Origin of the sequence: Fructilactobacillus myrtifloralis (assembly GCF_024029335.1) — a bacterium.
Lineage (GTDB): Bacteria > Bacillota > Bacilli > Lactobacillales > Lactobacillaceae > Fructilactobacillus > Fructilactobacillus myrtifloralis.
Genome location: NZ_CP097116.1, coordinates 582,751 through 603,161 on the forward strand (window position 1 = coordinate 582,751; position 20,411 = coordinate 603,161).

Genomic DNA, 20,411 nt, shown 5'->3' on the forward strand with positions numbered 1-20,411 from the left:
TACTGATGGTGCTCAAGCTGCAATTAACTTACATCTTGGAGCCTTTACGACGACGTACAATAAACTTGCTTGAACGTGCAGTCTTCTTCCGGGTTTTCTTCCCAGCAGTCTTTTTGTGCCATGGAGATAATGGAGATGGGTAACCGATTGGGGCTTTCCCTTCCCCACCACCATGGGGGTGATCATTCGGGTTCATTACTGATCCACGAACGTGAGGCCGTTGACCACGGTAACGAGTCCGTCCGGCTTTCCCCCAGTTGATTAAGGAATGTTCTTCGTTTCCAACCGTTCCAATCGTGGCACGACAAACGGACAGGATCATCCGAACTTCCCCAGAAGGTAATTTAACCAAGGAGTACTTGCTACCAGGTTCGTTACTCAATAATTGAGCCGAGTTTCCAGCAGAACGAGCCAATTGGCCACCCTTACCAGGTTTTAATTCGATATTGTGAATGGTACTACCCACTGGAATATCTTGTAATGCCAACGTGTTTCCGATCTTGATGTCAACATCTTTTCCAGATTCGACAACATCGCCGACCTTCAAGCCCTTAGGAGCTAAGATGTACGATTTAATCCCATCTTCGTAAACAACTAACGCAATGTTAGCGCTCCGGTTAGGATCGTATTCGATCGTCTTTACAGTTGCTGGCACATCATCATGGTTCCGTTTGAAATCAATCACACGGTACTTGTGTTTGTTTCCACCACCACGGTGACGAACAGTCATGCGACCGGAGTTGTTCCGACCAGCAGTCTTGGAGTTTGCAGCAACTAAGCTCTTTTCCGGCTTGTTCGTCGTAATTTGGCTGTAGTCAATGCTCGTCATATTCCGCCGACCGTTAGTGGTTGGTTTATATTTCTTTAAAGCCACGTTGTTTCCCTCCTATTCTATGAGTTATTCTTCAGAGAATAATTTGATTTCGTCTGAATCGTTGGTGAGCGTTACGATTGCTTTCTTCCGTTTCTTGGTAAAACCAACGTAACGACCCTGACGTTTTTCTTTCCCGCGCACGTTCATCAAGTTCACTTTTTTAACCTTAACGCCGAATATTTCTGCAACCGCGTCGCGAACTTGGTTTTTGTTTGCTCGTAAATCAACATCAAATGTGTACTTCTTTTCGTCCATCCGGTCGGTTGAAGCTTCGGTGATGACCGGACGTAAAATAATATCTCGTGCATCCATTATGCGAGCACCTCCTCTACTTGAGAAAGAGCAGCTTTGGTAATGATAACTTTTTGACTGTTCAAGACGTCTAAGGCGTTAACCCCTTTACCACTAATAACTTTAACGTTATCAAGGTTCCGTGCTGAACGAGCTGCATTGTCGTTACCGTCTTCCAAAACTACTAGCGTTTTCGTAGCTGCATCAAGATTCTTCAACAGGCTAGCAAATTCCTTCGTCTTTGGTGCATCAAAGCTTAGAGAATCAACTACGAGTAAATCACCGTTAGCAACTTTTTCAGAGAGTACTGATTTAACAGCTAATCTCGTAACCTTCTTTGGTAAGTGGTAGCTGTATGAACGAGCTTGTGGTCCGAAGACAACTCCTCCACCAACCCATTGTGGTGACCGAATTGAACCTTGACGAGCACGACCAGTTCCCTTTTGTCTCCATGGTTTCTTTCCACCACCACGAACTTGACCTCTGGACTTAGTTCCGTTGGTTCCTTGGCGGAGGGAAGCGCGTTGCATTACCACTGTGTCGAAGACAACGGCTTCGTTGGGTTCAATGTTGAAAATGGCTTCGTTTAATTCCACTTCACCATTTTTACTTCCATCTTGTTTATATAATGATACGCTTGTCATTTACGGTTCCTCCTTTCTTTATTTTCTTGATTCGCTAGCAGCTGTCCGAACAGTTACTAGGGTTTTGTTAGCACCTGGAACGTTTCCTTTGATCAATAAGACGTTGTTTTCAACGTCAGCCTTAACGATTTCAAGGTTTTGAATGGTAACCGTTTTGTTACCCATCCGACCAGGTAATTTCATACCTTTAACCACGCGGTTAATGATAACCCCTAATGAACCAGGGCGACGGTGGTAACGGGAACCGTGCGTAGCCGGTCCACGGCGTTGACCATCTTTGTGGATGTTACCTTGGTAACCATGACCTTTAGTAGTACCCGTAACGTCAACGATGTCACCAGCTGCGAATGTGTCAGCCTTAACTTCGTCACCAACTTTGTAGTCTCCTAAGTCGACATCGCTGATTTCACGAATGAAGCGCTTAGGAGTAGTATTTGCCTTTTTAACATGACCTTGTTCAGGCTTGTTGCTTAATACTGAACGTTTGTCGTCAAACCCAAGTTGGATTGCTTCGTAACCGTCCGTTTCGTTGTTTTTAACTTGTAAAACAACGTTTGGCGTTACATCAACAACAGTTACTGGTACCAGCTCACCGTTGTCAGCAAACACTTGCGTCATGCCGACCTTTTTCCCTAAGATTCCTTTTTTGGTCATGAGTACACCTCCAATATTTTGTAATTAAATTAAAGTTTGATTTCGATATCCACACCACTAGGCAAGTCTAACTTCATTAATGAGTCGACCGTCTTTGGAGTGGGGTTCAAAATATCAATTAACCGCTTGTGGGTTAACATTTCGAATTGTTCCTGAGCCTTACTGTATTTAAATGGTGATGCTAACACAGTGTATAAAGCTCTTTCCGTTGGCAGTGGAATTGGACCAGAAATGTTGGCCCCAGTTCTTTGTGCCGTTGCTACAATCTTGTCAGCAGCTTGATCTAAACTGCGGTGTTCGTAAGCTTTCAACCGGATACGAATTTTTTCTTTTGCCATAATTATCCCTCCTTCGTCTATTTTCCAAAAATTGACTAACTCCGTAGAAATTACCGGCGTCCCTGCCATGGCAAAGCGGCCGGGTGTGCCGCAACCTTCTACATCAACGCTATCTACTCAATTTAGGGCACACTGTCCCCTATAATTTAAGCACTATTCCATCTTACTTGATAAACGCTGATCTTTCAAGGGTTTTCGCCGAAGAAAGCAAAAAAGTTTTGCCAGCTAACTGCCAGCAAAACTTTTTTAGTTGGAGACGAATCGCGCTTAGGCTTCGCCACCGTTTTGTTTAATAATATCTTCTTGAATGTTCTTTGGAACGGCCGTGTAGTGGTCAAATGACATCGTAAACGTTCCCCGACCTTGAGTAGCTGAACGCAGGTCCGTTACGTATCCAAACATTTCTGCCAATGGCACCATGGCGTGAATGTCTTCGGCCCCATCACGAGCTTCCATTCCTTCGATGTTTCCCCGTCGAGCGGTAACTTGACCCATTACGTCACCCATGTATTCTTCTGGAACCCGGATATCAACCTTCATGATTGGTTCCAAAATCTTAGGATCAGCTTTCTTAGCTGCTTCTCTGAGGGCTAATGAAGCGGCAATCTTGAAGGCTGCTTCACTAGAATCGACATCATGGTAACTACCATCGTATAACTTGGCTTTCAAGTCAATCAATGGGTATCCGGCTAGAACACCGTTTTCCATAGCTTCTTTCAAACCTTGTTCAACAGATGGAATGTATTCACGAGGCACAACCCCACCAACGATGGCGTCTTCAAAGGAGAATCCTTCCCCTTCAGCACTGGGCGTGAATTCGATGTAAACATCACCATATTGACCTTTACCACCAGATTGCCGCACGAACTTACCTTCGGCGCTAACTTGCTTACTGAAGGCTTCCCGGTACGCAACTTGAGGAGCACCAATGGAAGCATCCACACCAAACTCACGACGCATCCGTTCGATAATGATGTTCAACTGCAACTCACCCATTCCAGCAATGATCGTTTGACCAGTTTCTTGGTCAGTATTTGCTTGGAAGGTTGGGTCTTCTTCAGACAGTTTTTGTAAGGCCGTGTTCATCTTGTTTTGGTCGGCCTTGGTCTTTGGTTCGATGGAAACTTGGATCACTGGTTCTGGGAATTCCATTGATTCCAGAATCAACGGGTGATCTTGGTCCGTCAAGGAGTCTCCAGTCGTCGTGTTCTTCAAACCAATCGTAGCGGCGATATCACCAGAGAAAACTTCGGGGATTTCTTGCCGTTGGTCAGAGTGCATTTGCACTAGCCGACCGGCCCGTTCCCGTTTGCCCTTGGTAGCGTTCAAGATGTACGAACCGGATTCCAACGTTCCCCGGTAAACCCGGATAAAGGTCAACCGACCAACGTATGGGTCCGTCATGATCTTGAAGGCCAAGGCAGCGAAGTCACCGTTATCATCAGCGCGAACTTCTACTTGCGCATCGTCATTTTCTGGATCAGTAGCCATGTAAGGACGAACTTCCAGTGGAGATGGCAGGTAGTCAATCACACCGTCCATCATCATTTGAACCCCTTTGTTCTTGTAAGCTGATCCAGCGTAAACTGGGTACAGTTCCAAGTTCAAAGTTGCCCGCCGAATTCCACCTTTGATGTCTTCTTCGGTTAGTTCTTCACCTTCCAAGAATTTACCCATCACGTCGTCGTCAACGTCGGCAACGGCTTCAATCATGCTTTCGCGCGCAGCTTGAGCCTTTTCTTGGTAGTCAGCTGGAATATCAACCGTATCCCAGTTTTCCCCTTCTTTATCTTCGTCGTAGACGTACGCCTTCATCTTCACCAGGTCAATAACCCCAGCAAAGTCGGATTCAGCCCCAATCGGAACTTGCACCGGAACGGCGTTAGCGTGTAACCGGTCTTTAATGGTTTGCACGGACCAGTCAAAGTCGGCCCCCATTTTATCCATCTTGTTGATGAACACAATCCGGGGAACACTAAAGTCAGAACATTGTCGCCAAACCGTTTCAGTTTGGGGTTCTACTCCGGCTTCACCATCCATTACCACGATTCCACCATCAAGCACCCGGAGGGAACGTTCCACTTCGGCCGTGAAGTCCACGTGTCCTGGAGTATCGATGATGTTAACCCGGTAACCCTTCCATTCGGCCGTCGTAGCGGCTGACTGGATGGTGATTCCCCGTTCTTTTTCTTCTTCCATGAAATCCATTTGGGAAGCTCCATCATGAGTTTCACCAATTTTGTGGATCCGACCCGTGTAGTAAAGTACCCGTTCAGTCGTCGTGGTTTTCCCAGCATCGATGTGGGCCACGATCCCGATGTTTCGGGTTTTGTCTAACGGAAATGCACGTTTGTTAGCCATGTTAAACTCCTTTATTTTCTAATCATTCGAAAAAAGTGGCTAAATAATTAGCCACCTCACCTTGCCAATCTGTAATCAGCAGCTGCTTACCAACGGTAATGAGCGAAAGCCCGGTTGGCTTCGGCCATTTTGTGAGTATCTTCCCGTTTCTTCACTGCTGCTCCAGTGTTGTTTGAAGCATCGATAATTTCTTTTGCAAGCCGGTCCGTCATGGTGTGTTCCCCACGTAGCCGGGCGTAGCTAACAATCCAACGTAACCCTAAAGTAGTTCTCCGGTTAGGACGAACTTCGATCGGAACTTGGTAGTTTGATCCACCAACCCGCCGGGCCTTAACTTCCAGCACTGGCATTACGTTTTTCATTGCTTCTTCAAAAACTTCAACTGGATCGTTACCAGTTTGGTCTTTGATTTCTTCAAATGCACCGTATAAAATTTCTGATGCAGTTCCTCGCTTACCATCTAACATCAAGTGGTTGATTAACTTCGAAACCAACTTTGAGTTATAGATTGGATCAGGAAGGATTTCGCGTTGTTGAACTTTTCCTTTTCTAGGCATCTAAAGGTCCTCCTCAATTAGTCGATTTATTTCTTGTCCTTCGGCCGCTTCGTACCGTACTTCGAACGTCCTTGACGACGATCTTGAACTCCGGCAGTATCAAGCGCACCACGGATAACGTGGTAACGAACCCCAGGTAAATCCTTTACACGACCACCACGGATTAAGACCACACTGTGTTCTTGTAAGTTGTGACCAATTCCAGGAATGTAAGCCGTTACTTCGTACAAGTTTGAAAGCCGCACACGAGCGTACTTCCGCAAGGCCGAGTTAGGCTTCTTTGGTGTCATCGTTCCCACACGAGTAGCAACTCCCCGTTTTTGTGGTGAGGCATTCCGTGTTGGTTTCTTCTTGTAACTGTTGTAGCCAAAGCCAAGGGCTGGCGACTTTGATTTAGAACTTCTAGATTTACGACCTTTTCTAACTAATTGGTTAATGGTAGGCATCTAAAAAGTCCTCCTTTCGTAAAATTTGAGTTGTAAGTCCACACATCCAGGCGGACCATTTTTTGGGTAAAACCACTTAACTTAAGATAAGCACAATGAGTAGCTTACCACGCTCCCCTCTCCCTGTCAACCGCGCTTACGTATTTCTCCTTAGTAAAAAGGAGGAGTTGGATGGGATTACTTTGGTTTTATTGGGGCTGCTGTTGGGGCTCATTTTTAACCGTGGTGGCAACGAGGACGTGCGCGGGAGAACCGTTTTGGCGGGGGCGCTCTTACTGTCAGACCTGCGGACAGCAACTACACTGGTGGGAACTCCTTCCCCTGGTGAGTTTCATTTGGCAACGGGGTCGCTGTCGCGCCTGTCACGTGCGGCTCCCGGTTCACCTGCTCGGTTGGGAACTAACCGCCGGCAGTTGCGTGTTGCTCAGCCCGCCAATTAGTTGGGCAAACGTCAGTTGGTTAGCCTTCTTACTGGGCTTGCAACTTTTAAGTACCTGTGACGCCACCTGCCGGTGCTTTCCGGGTTGGACCATGATTCCCCTGGTTAGTCTGGGGCTGCTCGTTACCGTCCACTCACAACTAGTCTGCTTGCTTCTCAGTGGCGGGTACCTCTGCTCGTTAAGCCTGAACCGGCACGAACACTGGTTAGGCAACGGCGATCTCGACGTGTTGTGGTTATTGCTACTCGTCTTTCCGCTCGCAACCTGGTGCCTGATCGTGTTGGGCGCGGCCCTTGGTGGCCTGGGATTACTCGCGTGGCGGCGGCAACGGACCCTGCCGTTCTTACCGCCCTTATTTGTTAGTACCCTGCTGGTGTTAGCTAGGGCTAGTTGCTTCCCCCCGTAATTCAGCGTAAGATAAACAACAAAGCCAACTACTTATATATGGTCAGAATCGGCTGACCGTTTCTACTCAGAACCGCAATTCTGAACTATAAGTGGGAATCTGCCCACGCTCACCGTGGGCTTTTTATTTAGGGGGATACTATGGAAGCACTTAAACACGCCATTGAAACACAGGGAACCGTTTTACCAGGCAACATCTTGAAGGTCAACTCATTTTTAAACCACCAAATCGATCCCCAGCTGATGCAACAAATCGGCACCACCTTTGCCGACGCGTTTAAAAGCGCCGGAATCACGAAGGTGCTAACCGTAGAAGCATCAGGAATTGCGCCCGCGGTCATGACCGGGCTGGCCATGCACCTTCCGGTCGTGTTCGCCCGAAAGAGTAAGTCGTTAGTGGTAAAAGACGACGTCTACAGTGCGGAAGTGTATTCCTACACGAAGCACACGACGAACCACATCTACATTGAAAAACCCTTTTTGCAGCAGTCCGACCGGGTGTTAATCATTGACGACTTTTTAGCCAATGGTGAAGCCACAAAGGGGTTGATCAAGATTACGGAGGCCGCTGGGGCCCACGTGGGTGGGATCGGAATCGTGATTGAAAAGACCTTTCAACCGGGCGGGGCCTACCTGCGAGAACATGGATACCCGGTCGTTTCCCTGGCCCGAATTGCCTCGTTAGCCAATCAAACGGTAACGTTTGCCGACTAATTCCGATTACAAAATTCCACAGAAAAAAGGACGATTACATGTTGTAATCGTCCTTTTTCAGTTCCCGTTTTATTCAGGTGCGTCGTCGTGATCCACGCTAGCCGTTGGATCAGAAGCGGCGGGTACCTCTTGGTCAGTTGCTTGTCCCAGTTCTTCTGGTTCGATGTCTTCATATTCATGAACACCCGTTCCGGCTGGTAACAACTTCCCGATAATTACGTTCTCTTTCAGTCCAATCAACGGATCGACCTTGCCCCGAATGGCAGCATCGGTCAAGACCCGAGTGGTTTCTTGGAAGGAAGCGGCGGATAGGAAACTGTTCGTTTCGAGCGCTGCCTTAGTGATTCCCAGTAGAACTGGGCGGGCCGTGGCTGGCACTTTTCCAGTCATCACGGCATCCCGGTTTTGTTCCTTGAAATCATCAATGTCAATCAAAGTTCCTGGCAGAATGTCAGTGTCGCCCGGATCCATGACCCGCACCTTTCGTAACATCTGCCGTACCATGATTTCGGCATGCTTATCGTTCACTTCCACCCCTTGGCGCCGGTACACTTCTTGCACAGCCGTCAGGAGGTAGGTTTCCGTTGACAGGGTATCCCGAATCTTCAAGAGTTCCTTTGGATCAATCGAACCTTCGTTCAAGGCTTCTCCACGGCGAACCGTGTCCCCTTCAGCAACGCGCATCCGCGCTGTCAATGGAACCTTGTACTTTCTGGTATCGGCTTTTCCTTGGATCGTGATTTCCTTAACCCCTTCAGCCGGATCCTCTTCGATTAATTCAACCACTCCAGTTACTTCACTGATGGTTGACTTACCCTTTGGATTCCGTGCTTCAAAGATTTCTTGAACCCGGGGAAGCCCCTGGGTAATATCAGTGTTACTTGCAACCCCTCCAGTATGGAAAGTCCGCAAGGTTAACTGCGTTCCAGGTTCCCCGATTGATTGAGCAGCCACCGTTCCAACTGCTTCTCCAACTTCAACCTCATCACCAGTGGCGAGGTTTTGCCCGTAACAACGTTCACAAACCCCGTGGGCAGTGTTACAAGTGAAGGCCGACCGAATTTCAACGGCTTCAATTCCGGCATCAACAATTTCTTGCGCCTTCTTGTCGTCAATCATGTCGTTCGGACGAACAATTACTGCTCCCGTTTGCGGGTTCTTGACCGTCTTCATGGCATTCCGACCGAGAATCCGGTCATAGAGTGGTTCGATCATTTCGTTCCCCTCTTTAATGGCCGTTACGGTCAAACCACGGTCGGTTCCACAATCTTTTTCCCGGATGATGACGTCTTGAGCCACGTCAACCAACCGCCGGGTTAAGTACCCTGAGTTGGCCGTCTTCAAGGCCGTATCGGTCATCCCTTTCCGGGCACCGTGGGTTGAAATGAACATTTCCAACACGGACATTCCTTCCCGGAAGTTCGAGGTAATCGGCAACTCCATGATCTTTCCATCAGGAGAAGCCATCAAGCCCCGCATTCCGGCTAACTGCGTAAAGTTAGAGATGTTTCCCCGGGCTCCGGAATCACTCATCATAAAGATTGGGTTTTCTGGATCGAAGTTCTTCATCAGTTGATCTTGGATTTCATCCCGTGCATCGTTCCAGACGTTCACAACCCGTTCGTACCGTTCTTGATCGGTAATCAGTCCCCGCCGGAATTGCTTGGTAATCGTGTCCACCTTTTTGTGCGCAGCTGCCACAACTTCAGGCTTTTCGCGCAGGTTCATGATGTCGGCCATTCCGACCGTCAACCCGGACTTCGTGGATTCATCGTTTCCGAGATCCTTGATCCGGTCCAGCAGTTCAGAGGTTTCTGTCACCTTGTACTGGTTGTAAACTTCGGCAATGATGTCTGATAAAAAGCCCTTCTTGAATGGTTTTACCAGTTCAGCATTGTCAATGTGTTCGTGAATGTCTTCGCCGGGTTCCAAGAAGTAGTTATCTGGAACGTACCCATGTAGGTTCGTTTCCGTTGGTTCGTTCAGGTAGGTAAAGGCCTTCGGTAAAATCTTGTTGAAGATCACCTTTCCAACGGACGTCACCATGATCTTATCCTGTTGGTCATCCGTAAAGGGCTTATCTGGATAAGCAGCGGCCGGAATCCCGATCCGACTGTGCCAGTGAACCAAACCATCACGGTAAGCCAGGTCCACTTCGTCTGGGTCGTTGAAGATCATGCCTTCACCTTCCCGACCGGCTTCTTCCATCGTGAGGTAATAGTTCCCAATTACCATATCTTGCGATGGTGCCACAACTGGTTTTCCGTCCTTGGGTGCCAAAATGTGACCGGCAGCGGCCATCAAGAGCCGTGATTCTGCTTGGGCTTCGTCAGATAACGGCACGTGAATGGCCATCTGGTCTCCATCAAAGTCGGCGTTATAAGCGGCACAAACTAGGGGATGCAACCGCATTGACTTCCCACTCACCAGTACAGGTTCGAAGGCTTGAATTCCCAACCGGTGCAGCGTTGGGGCCCGGTTCAAGAGAACGGGGTGTTCTTTAATTACGTCAGGCAGCACGTCAAAGACAACGTCATCCTTACGTTCGATTTCGCGTTTCGCGTTCTTAACGTTCGAAGCTAAACCCCGTTCCACCAGTTCATGCATGATGAATGGTTTGAACAGTTCGAGTGCCATGGAAACTGGCAGTCCCATTTGACTTAACTTCAACCACGGACCCACGTCGATAACGGAACGACCAGAGTAGTCGACCCGTTTTCCCAGTAGGTTTTGCCGGAACCGTCCTTGCTTCCCCTTCAAGAGGTGGGACAAGGACTTCAGTGGCCGGTTTCCTGGACCAGCGACCGGCCGACCACGCCGCCCGTTATCGATCAACGCATCCACGGCTTCTTGGAGCATCCGCTTTTCGTTTTGAACGATAATGCCAGGGGCGTGTAAATCGAGCAGGCGTTTCAACCGGTTGTTCCGGTTAATCACCCGCCGGTACAAGTCGTTTAGATCAGAGGTCGCAAACCGACCCCCTTCAAGTTGTACCATCGGCCGTAAGTCAGGTGGCATAACGGGAATGGCATCCATGACCATCCATGCCAGTTGGTTCCCAGAGGTTAAGAAGGCTTCCAGAATGTCTAAGCGGCGAATGGCCCGGGTCCGTTTTTGCCCGGTTGCGGACTTCAATTCCGCCTTTAACTCGGTTACTTCTTTTTCCAGGTCCACGTCATCGAGCAACGTCCGAATGGCTTCGGCCCCGATTTCAGCGTGGAACCGGTTCCCGTATTCGCGCTTTTTGTCCCGGTATTCTTGTTCCGTCAGGAGTTGTTTCTTTTCCATCGGGGTGTTCCCAGGATCGGTCACTACGTAGGCTGCGAAGTAAATAACTTCTTCCAGTGACCGGGGACTCATGTCCAACACTAGCCCCATCCGACTAGGGATTCCCTTGTAGTACCAAATGTGGGTTACCGGAGCGGCTAATTCGATGTGACCCATGCGTTCACGTCGAACCTTAGCCCGCGTCACTTCTACTCCACACCGATCACAGACAATTCCCTTGTACCGGATCCCTTTGTACTTTCCACAGGCACATTTCCAGTCCTTGGTTGGTCCAAAGATCCGTTCGTCGAATAATCCGTCTTTTTCGGGTTTCAACGTCCGGTAGTTAATGGTTTCTGGTTTTTTGACTTCTCCAAAGGACCAACTACGAATGGTCTCTGGAGCGGCTAAACCAACTTGCATGCTCTTAAATTTGTTGACATCAACCATTGGCATTCCCTCCTTACTCAGTTTTACTGATCTTGTTGCTCAGCGTCATCAGGGCTAGCTGCGTGACTAGCTTCTGGTTCGGCTTCGGTTTGTTTGGCAGCTTGTTCGTGCGCCACCTTGTTTAAAGCGTTCACATTGACAACTTCATCGTCTTCATCCATATCCCGGAGATCGATTGGTTGGTGGTTAGCTCCTAACACTTTCATGTCTAGTCCGAGGGCTTGCAATTCTTTAACCAGGACCCGGAAGGATTCTGGAACCCCTGGTTTTGGAATTGGATCACCCTTGACGATGGCTTCGTAGGTTTTAACCCGGCCCACCACGTCATCGGACTTGTAAGTCAGAATTTCTTGGAGGGTGTGTGCAGCCCCGTAGGCTTCCAGGGCCCAAACTTCCATTTCACCGAACCGCTGACCCCCAAACTGAGCTTTTCCACCCAGTGGTTGTTGCGTAACCAAGGAGTAAGGTCCAATGGAACGAGCGTGAATCTTGTCTTCTGACATATGGTTCAGCTTCAGGTACCCCATGACACCCACGGCGACTGGTTTATCAAATGGTTCTCCCGTCCGACCGTCGTACAGGATCGTCTTCCCGTCGTGGGACATCCCGGCTTCGCGAACCGCATCCCAAACGTCAGCACTGGTTGCTCCATCAAAGACTGGTGAGGAAACGTGAATTCCCAGTTTCTTTGCTGCCATTCCGAGGTGCATTTCCAGCACCTGACCAATGTTCATCCGCGATGGAACTCCCATGGGACTCAGTAGAATGTCAACTGGGGTTCCGTCTGGCATGTATGGCATGTCTTCTTCTGGAACCACGATGGACACCGTCCCTTTGTTTCCGTGCTTACCGGCCATCTTGTCTCCGACTTGCAACTTCCGTTTTTGGGCAATGTAAACCCGGACCATCTTGTTAACGCCCGGTTGGAGTTCGTCCCCATTTTCACGTGAGAAGACCTTTACGTCTTGAACCACCCCGTCGGCACCGTGCGGCACCCGCAAGGAAGTATCACGAACTTCCCGTGATTTTTCTCCGAAGATGGCATGTAGGAGCCGTTCTTCAGAAGACAACTCTGTCATTCCCTTTGGAGTTACCTTACCAACCAAGATGTCACCGTCGTGGACTTCTGCCCCGATCCGGACAATCCCATTTTCGTCGAGGTCCTTTAAGGCATCCTCGCCCACGTTTGGAATTTCGCGGGTCATTTCCTCAGGTCCTAACTTGGTGTCCCGCGTTTCTGATTCGTATTCTTCAATGTGAATCGAAGTGTAGGAATCTTCTTTAACGAGTTTTTCGCTAATCGCGATGGCATCTTCGAAGTTGTAACCCTGCCAGGTCATGAAGGCCACCGTTGGGTTTTGTCCCAAGGCCAGTTCTCCACTTTCCATGGCTGGTCCGTCGGCGATGATTTCGTCGGCATCAACGTGATCACCAGTTTTTACGATTGGCGTTTGGTTATAGTTCATTCCGTTGTTAGACCGCATGAACTTCGTGAGTTCATAGGTATCTAACGTGCCGTTGTCGCGGCGAATCTTAATTTCACGCGCATCAACGTATTCCACCGTTCCGGGGTACTTCACAATCTTAGCAACTCCCGAGTCATGGGCCGTCTTGTATTCCATTCCCGTTCCCACTAGAGGAGCGTGCGGATTTAACAATGGCACCGCTTGCCGTTGCATGTTAGAACCCATCAGGGCCCGGTTGGAGTCATCGTTTTCCAAGAACGGAATACATGCCGTGGCGACTGAAACCACTTGCTTAGGCGAAACGTCCATGTAATCAACGTCATCGGTGTTGGCTTCCACGTATTCGGACTTATCCCGCGCCATGACCTCGTGATCGCGGAAGGAACCGTCCGGATTCAACGGGGAGTTGGCCTGGGCAATCACGTATTTATCTTCGTCGCCGGCCGTGAGGTAATCAATCTTGTCGGTTACCTTGTGGGTATTCCAATCCACCCGCCGGTATGGGGATTCAATAAAGCCGTACTTGTTAACCCGTGCGTATCCAGAGAAGGAGTTAATCAACCCAATGTTTGGACCTTCGGGCGTTTCAATCGGACAAATCCGGCCGTAGTGGGTATAGTTAACGTCTCGAACTTCGTATCCAGCCCGGTCCCGAGTAATTCCCCCTGGTCCTAAGGCAGACAGCCGCCGTTTGTGGGTTAATTCCCCTAACGGGTTCGTTTGGTCCATGAACTGAGATAGTTGCGAGGATCCAAAGAATTCCTTTACAGAGGCCACTACCGGTCGAATGTTAATCAGTTGTTGGGGCGTAACCGTGGCCGTATCTTGAATTGACATCCGTTCCCGAACCACCCGTTCCATCCGGGATAATCCGATCCGGAATTGGTTTTGCAACAATTCACCAACCGAACGAACCCGCCGGTTACTCAAGTGGTCTATGTCATCAACTGAGCCAAGCCCTTCTTGCAGGTTAAAGAAGTAGTTAACCTGGGCTAACATGTCGGCTGGGGTAATGTGCTTGTAATCCAAGCTAATGTTGTCGTTCCCAACAACGGGAACCACTTTTTCAGGATCCGCATTGGAATAAACCTTAATGATTTGGACCGTTACGGGATCCGTTACAACTGCTTCTGCAGACGGGGTAAACGTGTAGGCCTTGAAGTCTGGACGATCCAAGTAGGGAGCCAGTTTCTTCATGAGTTCCTTTTCCACGATGTCACCCTTGTTGGCGATGATTTCACCCGTATCTGGATCCGCTAAGGTTTCTGCTAACGCAGCTCCCATCAAGCGGTTCTTTAGGCTTAACTTTTCGTTGGTCTTGTACCGACCAACGGGCGCCATGTCATACCGCTTGGGATCAAAGAACCGAGTCGTTAACAGGTTCCGCGAGGATTCCGCCGTCTTCGGTTCCCCAGGACGCAACCGTTCGTAGATATCCTTCAGGGCTTCTTCAACCCGGGAATCGCTGGCATCTTTGTGAACGTCCTTTTCCAAGGTCAGGTTCAAAGTATCACTCGTGGAGCCAAAGATTTCAGTAATTTCGTCATCAGACCCAAACCCGAGCGCCCGGACTAATTCAGTGATCGGCAGCTTCCGCGTCCGGTCAATCCGGATGTACGAAATGTTTTTGGCATCCGTCGCAAATTCCATCCAAGCCCCCCGGTTAGGAATCACCGTGGCACTGTAAATTTCACGACCGTTTTTATCAAGTTCCTTGTGGTAGTAAGCACCAGGAGAACGAACTAATTGCGAAACAATTACCCGTTCTGCTCCATTAATAATGAAGGTTCCTTGGTCAGTCATCAGAGGCAAGTCCCCAAAGAAAACGTCTTGGGTCTTGATTTCTCCAGTTTCATGATTAGTTAATTTGAGGGTCACGTGCAGGGGAGCGGAGTAGTTAACTTCGTGAGCCCGTGCTTCCGCAACCGTGTACTTTGGTTCCAATAGTTGGTAATCAACGAAGTCTAACGATAACTTCCCTTGGAAGTCGTCAATCGGCATGATGTCTTTAAACATCTCACGGAGCCCTTCGTCTAAGAACCAGTTGTAAGAATCGGTTTGCACCTCAATCAAGTTTGGGAGGTCTAAGACCTTCTTGATTCTGGCGTAACTCCGCCGGGTTCTATGTTTCCCGTACTTAACAACGTTACCGGCCATTGCTTGCGGTGTGTTTACCTTCAAGTCTTCTGCCAAGTTGTTCACCCTCCTTATAAATCTCGCGAACTGAAATGTTACAATTTGATTACAATTGGGGTAAAACCCCAATTTTAAGCAAAAAAAATCCAAAAATAAGTCGAAAACTTATTTTTGGCTTCTTATAAACGCTATTCCGGACAATAGATCGCAATAGCACATTTCAATTCATAGTCAATACTACTGTAGTATACAATATTAATCAGCAACCGTCAACGAAAAAGCCAGGTGACTAACCGTCCCTAGCTCTTTTTTTAAACTAATTTGGGCGTCTTGCTCGTTAACGTAATTTCATTTTTACGGGCGCCCACCGTAATCCGGTCGCCCGGTTTAAACTTCCCGGCAAGGAGTGCTTCACTCAACGGGTCTTCAATCAGCGTTTGAATGGCCCGCCGCAGTGGTCGTGCTCCGTACTCTGGTTGGTAACCCTTGGCAACCACCGCGTCGATGGCGGCCGGCGTGATGCGAATTTCATAACCCTGGGCTTCCACCCGGTTAACCAACTGCTTCGTCAGTAACTTCACAATTTGGTGTAACTCTGGTTTGGTGAGAGAGTGGAAGTATACGGTCTCATCAATCCGGTTCAAGAATTCAGGACGGAAGAACTGCTTAACCTGTTCGTCAATTACCTGCTTCATTTCCCGATCCCGGTCCTTCGTTTGGGCCGTTTCAAAACCAACCGTCTTTTGTTGTTGCAAGGCGGTTGCTCCCAGGTTCGAGGTCATGATGATAATCGTATTGCGAAAGTCAACCTTCCGACCCTTGGAATCAGTCAAGTAACCGTCATCAAGAACCTGCAATAGCATGTTAAAGACATCCGGGTGCGCCTTTTCCACCTCATCAAGAAGGACGACGGAGTACGGGTGGTTCCGAACCTTTTCGGTCAGTTGCCCCCCTTCGTCATAGCCCACGTAACCAGGGGCGGATCCCACTAATCGACTGGTAGAGTATTTCTCCATGAACTCACTCATGTCAACCCGAATCATATCCGATTCAGATCCAAACATCGTGGCTGCCAACTCCTTAGCGAGCTCCGTCTTTCCGACCCCCGTGGGACCAAGGAAGAGGAACGAACCAATCGGCCGGTTTGGATCCTTCAAACCACTGCGCGCCCGGCGCACGGCCCGTGCCACGGCGGACACGGCTTCGTCCTGACCAATCACGTGCTTGTGCAAGTTGGCTTCCAAATTAATTAACTGTTCGGAATCCTCTCGTTGCAACTTCGTCACCGGAATTCCAGTCCACTCAGCCACAATCCGCGCTACGTCTTCTGCATCTTCTTGTAACTCATACTGATGGTTGGTGTTTTCTTGTTTGCGTTGCTTAGCACTTTCCGCCTGCAACCGTTCTAATTCTTGTTCAAGCTCCTGTTCGTGCGTGCGAATCGTAACGGCATCGTCAAAGCGTTGGTCTTCGATTGCTTGATCCTTTTCCCGCCGCGCGGTTTCCAGTTCCTGTTGCTTTTTCAGGACCGGACTGGTCCCTTGCAGTTCGTCAATTCGAACCTTAGCAGCAGCTTCATCCATCAAGTCGATGGCCTTATCCGGCAGGAACCGGTCGCTAATGTAGCGCTGCGATAAATCAACCGCTGCGTCAATCGCCGCGTCCGTAATTTGCACGTGGTGATGTTCCTCATACCGTGGCCGCAAGCCCCGGAGGATTTCCTTAGCTTCGGCTGGAGTGGGTTCGTTGACTTGAATCGTCGCAAACCGGCGTTCTAACGCAGCATCTGATTCAATGTGTTTTTGGTATTCGTCGAGGGTGGTTGCTCCAATCATTTGCAGTTCCCCACGGGCCAGGGCGGGCTTCAAAATGTTAGAAGCATCAATGGCACCCTCTGCGCCCCCGGCTCCAATCAAGGTGTGGAGTTCATCAACAAACAGGATCACGTTGCCACTGCTTTGAATTTCGTTAATCACTTTCTTCAAGCGATTTTCAAATTCACCCCGGTACTTGGTACCCGCAACTAGCGAACCCATGTCTAACATCATAATTCGCTTGTTCAACATGTCCTCGGGAACGGACTTTTGCACAATTTTTTGGGCTAAGCCTTCGGCAATCGCGGTTTTCCCAACTCCGGGTTCCCCGATTAACACTGGATTATTCTTCGTCCGCCGGCTCAAGACCTGGATGGCTCGTTTGATTTCCGCATCCCGACCTACGATTGGATCAAGTTGCCCATCCCGCGCAACCTTAGTCAGGTCCTTGGCGAGCGAATCAAGGGTCGGGGTTTGGCTTTCCGCGTTCCGTTTTTCCTGCGCGCTACCCACGCCCTGGTCCGGAACGCCCATCTTCCGAATGGTAATCTTGCGGACTTCTTCTGGAGTCGTGCCCAGTCCAACCATGATCCGGGCTGCAACGCCCTTTTCATCGGTTGTCAGTGCTAACAACAGGTGTTCTGGTCCAATCTTTAAGCTCCCGTACTGTTGGGCAATTCGGCCAGCAAGGGCAATTAATTCCCGCAGTTTAGGGGAATAATTCAAGTACGTAGCTGGTTCAACGGTTAGGTTGCCATACCCCACCCGTTGTTCAATTTCTTCTAAAACATCCTGATCGGTAATCGAGAGTTGCGTTAAGGTTTCGTAGGCAATCCCGTTTTTTTCGAGGGTTAACGCTAACAGGAGGTGTTCGGTTCCCACTGCTTGGTGTTTAAAGCTGCGGGCTTGGTCCTGAGCAATGCCCAGTACTCGTTTAGCACTGGGAGTTAATGAATCTGCCATAAATAAGTTCTCCCTTCGTCTAGCATTCGTACCGTAACCGCCCCAGGAGGGCTTTTAGGACGTTTGCTCTAACTTTTTCTTCGGTTTCAGCATCGGCAACTGCAATTGCCTCTTGAGATAAGATGGAAGAAATCATATTCACCTCACGGGCCGACAACATCCCGTTGTTATACAAGGTAGTGAGGATCTCTTCTTCATCCTTTTGGGTAATTCGGTTGCCAATGGACGCCACCAGTTGCTCGAAGACATCGGCATCGCTGGCAAGGTCAATTTGTTCAATCCGAATGTAGCCACCTCCACCTCGCTTGCTCTGCACCACGTAACCGTCGCGCAGGGTAAAACGGGTCTTGATGACATAATTAATCTGAGAAGGCACCACGTCAAAATGATCCGCAATGTCGGAACGGCGAATTTCCACTTCAGCAGTATCCGCACTAAGTAACATTTGCTTTAAATATGCTTCGATTGTATCTGACATACTTCGATGTGTCATAACCTCATCCCATCTCATCTCTGACTAATCTTGACATTAATTATATAATATCCACAGCAAATAACAAGCAAAGGGACTTCGTGACCGTGCCGATACAAAAAAGGTACCGCTCCAAATGAGCGAATACCTAGTTGTTGGTTACGATTAAATTAAATCGGGAAGACAGGATTCGAACCTGCGACCCCCTGGTCCCAAACCAGGTGCTCTACCAAGCTGAGCTACTTCCCGAGCAATGCACCTAGCAGGAGTCGAACCTGCAACCTTCTGATTCGTAGTCAGACACTCTATCCAATTGCGCTATAGGTGCAAAATATGAATGCAAATGCCGCGGACCGGGATCGAACCGGTATGGTCATTACTGACCGCAGGATTTTAAGTCCTGTGCGTCTGCCAATTCCGCCACCGCGGCAAAAGAAAAAGCATATAAAAAAGCGGAAGACGGGGTTCGAACCCGCGACCTCCACCATGGCAAGGTGGCGTTCTACCACTGAACTACTTCCGCATAATGCCGACTAGAGGACTCGAACCTCCGACCTCATCATTACTAGTGACGCGCTCTAGCCAACTGAGCTAAGTCGGCAAAAATAATGGATGCGGACGAAGGGACTCGAACCCCCACGTCTCAAAGACACTAGAACCTAAATCTAGCGCGTCTGCCAATTCCGCCACGTCCGCATGTTATTATTTTTACAAATGAGCCGTGGCAGGTTCGAACTGCCGACCCTCTGATTAAAAGTCAGATGCTCTACCGGCTGAGCTAACGGCTCATATAATGGAAGATACAGGGATCGAACCTGTGACCTCCTGCTTGTAAGGCAGATGCTCTCCCAGCTGAGCTAATCTTCCATGGGATGAGAAGCAAAACAATTACATCGTTTTGACAACTATTAAATCATAGCATCAGTTGGAAAAACCGTCAACATCTTTTTTCGCTTTTTTTCGCTTAGCACTCCCAAAGGAGAACTCTTTTCCTTATATTCATGTCAAAATCGCGGTCCTTCATCTTCCAGCCACTGACATTGGTATGTGAAAAGTCACACTTTCAATGTTATAATACTTGGGTACACAATTATCTTTAATTTCGAAAGGATGACAATTATGACGAAGAAACACCAAAAGGTAGTTTTAATTGGTGACGGGGCGGTTGGTTCCTCATACGCCTTTGCCATGGTGCAACAAGCAATTGCCGAAGAGTTTGTGATCATTGATGTTAACAAGGATCGGACTGAAGGAGACGCAATGGATTTAGAAGATGCCATTCCGTTTACTGCCGCTAAAAACATCTACTCTGGCGACTACCCAGACTGTAAGGATGCTGACCTGGTCGTAATCACGGCCGGTGCCCCACAAAAACCTGGTGAAACACGGTTAGACTTAGTTAACAAGAACCTTAACATCTTAAAATCGATCGTTACGCCCGTTGTTGACTCCGGCTTTGACGGCATCTTCTTGGTAGCTGCCAACCCCGTGGACATCTTAACTTACGCTACCCAAAAGATCTCTGGGTTCCCGAAGGAAAAGGTCGTTGGATCAGGAACTTCCCTCGATACCAGCCGGTTCCGGGTGGCAGTTGCTAAGAAGTTTGACATTGATCCTGCCAGCGTGGATGCTTACATTCTCGGTGAACACGGTGATTCCGAATTCGCTGACCTTGACGAAGCTTCCATCGGAAACGTACCGCTGTTGAAATATGCTGATGACCGTGGCGTTTCGAAGGATACCCTCTTAGAATTAGAGGATGACACCCGGAACAAGGCTTACCAAATCATCAACAAAAAGGGCGCTACGTTCTACGGAGTAGGAACTGCTTTGATGCGGATTTCGCGCGCTATTTTGCGGAACGAAAACGCCGTTCTTCCCGTGGGTGCTCCTGTCGATGGTCAATACGGCCTCACTGATACCTACATTGGAACTCCAGCCGTGGTAAATGCGAACGGAATTGCCGATGTCTTAGAAATTCAACTGAGTGACGAAGAACAAGCTAAGATGAGTGCATCTGCCCAAACCTTAAAGGAAATTACCCAAAAAGGAATGGAAGAAACTGGCTTAGCCTAAGCTTCCCGTTCAAAAAAAGAACCGTCTCGCACGTCCGAGACGG

General features: G+C 48.9%; 15 protein-coding genes, 8 tRNA genes and 1 riboswitch. Of the genes, 3 read left to right on the forward strand and 20 right to left on the reverse strand.

The window, feature by feature from the left end; genetic code table 11:
* Positions 1–28 precede the first annotated feature (28 nt).
* From rplB to rpsL, 8 genes are all read right to left on the reverse strand, one after another.
* Positions 29–874, reverse strand: a complete 846-nt coding sequence (rplB, locus tag M3M35_RS03100; RefSeq protein ID WP_252750538.1) for a 50S ribosomal protein L2 — start codon at positions 872–874, stop codon at positions 29–31.
* A gap of 24 nt (positions 875–898) precedes the next feature.
* Positions 899–1,186 carry a 50S ribosomal protein L23 gene (gene rplW, locus M3M35_RS03105; protein ID WP_252750539.1) on the reverse strand — a complete coding sequence of 96 codons (288 nt, stop codon included), beginning with the start codon at positions 1,184–1,186 and terminating at the stop codon, positions 899–901.
* Entirely contained in the window at positions 1,186–1,809 is a 624-nt protein-coding gene (rplD, locus tag M3M35_RS03110) for a 50S ribosomal protein L4 (RefSeq protein ID WP_252750540.1), read from the reverse strand. The genes rplW and rplD overlap by 1 nt, the downstream gene beginning before the upstream one ends.
* Positions 1,810–1,827: 18 nt before the next feature.
* Positions 1,828–2,463: a 50S ribosomal protein L3 gene (rplC, locus tag M3M35_RS03115; RefSeq protein ID WP_252750541.1), complete on the reverse strand. Its 636-nt coding sequence runs from the start codon at positions 2,461–2,463 to the stop codon at positions 1,828–1,830.
* Between the two features lie 29 nt (positions 2,464–2,492).
* Entirely contained in the window at positions 2,493–2,801 is a 309-nt protein-coding gene (gene rpsJ / locus M3M35_RS03120; protein ID WP_252750542.1) for a 30S ribosomal protein S10, read from the reverse strand.
* 267 nt (positions 2,802–3,068) lie between these two features.
* Positions 3,069–5,162 carry an elongation factor G gene (fusA, locus tag M3M35_RS03125; protein WP_252750543.1) on the reverse strand — a complete coding sequence of 698 codons (2,094 nt, stop codon included), beginning with the start codon at positions 5,160–5,162 and terminating at the stop codon, positions 3,069–3,071.
* An 86-nt stretch (positions 5,163–5,248) separates the two neighbouring features.
* A complete protein-coding gene (gene rpsG / locus M3M35_RS03130; protein ID WP_252750544.1) occupies positions 5,249–5,719 on the reverse strand; it encodes a 30S ribosomal protein S7 in 471 nt (156 codons plus the stop codon).
* 26 nt (positions 5,720–5,745) lie between these two features.
* On the reverse strand, positions 5,746–6,165 hold the full coding sequence (gene rpsL, locus M3M35_RS03135; RefSeq protein WP_252750545.1) for a 30S ribosomal protein S12: 420 nt from the start codon (positions 6,163–6,165) through the stop codon (positions 5,746–5,748).
* Between the two features lie 171 nt (positions 6,166–6,336).
* Between rpsL and M3M35_RS03140 the strand changes: the two genes are divergently transcribed.
* Positions 6,337–7,011 (forward strand): prepilin peptidase, encoded by a 675-nt coding sequence (locus M3M35_RS03140; RefSeq protein WP_252750546.1) that lies wholly within the window; start codon positions 6,337–6,339, stop codon positions 7,009–7,011.
* 12 nt (positions 7,012–7,023) lie between these two features.
* Positions 7,024–7,119: riboswitch (purine riboswitch) on the forward strand.
* A gap of 32 nt (positions 7,120–7,151) precedes the next feature.
* Entirely contained in the window at positions 7,152–7,724 is a 573-nt protein-coding gene (locus M3M35_RS03145; RefSeq protein ID WP_252750547.1) for a xanthine phosphoribosyltransferase, read from the forward strand.
* Positions 7,725–7,793: 69 nt separating this feature from the next.
* Here M3M35_RS03145 and rpoC read toward each other — a convergent pair whose 3' ends face one another.
* The 12 genes from rpoC to M3M35_RS03205 all read right to left on the reverse strand — a co-directional run bounded on the left by rpoC (position 7,794) and on the right by M3M35_RS03205 (position 19,159).
* Positions 7,794–11,441, reverse strand: a complete 3,648-nt coding sequence (gene rpoC, locus M3M35_RS03150) for a DNA-directed RNA polymerase subunit beta' (RefSeq protein ID WP_252750683.1) — start codon at positions 11,439–11,441, stop codon at positions 7,794–7,796.
* 23 nt (positions 11,442–11,464) lie between these two features.
* Positions 11,465–15,064: a DNA-directed RNA polymerase subunit beta gene (rpoB, locus tag M3M35_RS03155; protein ID WP_252750684.1), complete on the reverse strand. Its 3,600-nt coding sequence runs from the start codon at positions 15,062–15,064 to the stop codon at positions 11,465–11,467.
* 290 nt (positions 15,065–15,354) lie between these two features.
* Positions 15,355–17,820, reverse strand: a complete 2,466-nt coding sequence (locus M3M35_RS03160) for an ATP-dependent Clp protease ATP-binding subunit (protein WP_252750548.1) — start codon at positions 17,818–17,820, stop codon at positions 15,355–15,357.
* A gap of 19 nt (positions 17,821–17,839) precedes the next feature.
* Complete coding sequence (locus M3M35_RS03165) at positions 17,840–18,313, reverse strand: CtsR family transcriptional regulator (protein WP_252750549.1); 474 nt, start codon at positions 18,311–18,313, stop codon at positions 17,840–17,842.
* A 154-nt stretch (positions 18,314–18,467) separates the two neighbouring features.
* Positions 18,468–18,541 (reverse strand) — tRNA-Pro (locus M3M35_RS03170).
* 5 nt (positions 18,542–18,546) lie between these two features.
* Positions 18,547–18,620 (reverse strand) — tRNA-Arg (locus M3M35_RS03175).
* A gap of 16 nt (positions 18,621–18,636) precedes the next feature.
* Positions 18,637–18,722: transfer RNA gene (locus tag M3M35_RS03180), tRNA-Leu, on the reverse strand.
* 21 nt (positions 18,723–18,743) lie between these two features.
* Positions 18,744–18,815: transfer RNA gene (locus M3M35_RS03185), tRNA-Gly, on the reverse strand.
* A 4-nt stretch (positions 18,816–18,819) separates the two neighbouring features.
* Positions 18,820–18,893: transfer RNA gene (locus M3M35_RS03190), tRNA-Thr, on the reverse strand.
* Positions 18,894–18,905: 12 nt separating this feature from the next.
* A tRNA-Leu gene (locus tag M3M35_RS03195) sits at positions 18,906–18,988 on the reverse strand.
* Between the two features lie 19 nt (positions 18,989–19,007).
* Positions 19,008–19,080 (reverse strand) — tRNA-Lys (locus M3M35_RS03200).
* 6 nt (positions 19,081–19,086) lie between these two features.
* A tRNA-Val gene (locus M3M35_RS03205) sits at positions 19,087–19,159 on the reverse strand.
* 252 nt (positions 19,160–19,411) lie between these two features.
* Here M3M35_RS03205 and M3M35_RS03210 point away from each other — a divergent pair.
* Positions 19,412–20,368 (forward strand): L-lactate dehydrogenase, encoded by a 957-nt coding sequence (locus M3M35_RS03210; RefSeq protein ID WP_252750550.1) that lies wholly within the window; start codon positions 19,412–19,414, stop codon positions 20,366–20,368.
* The last annotated feature ends 43 nt before the right edge of the window (positions 20,369–20,411 follow it).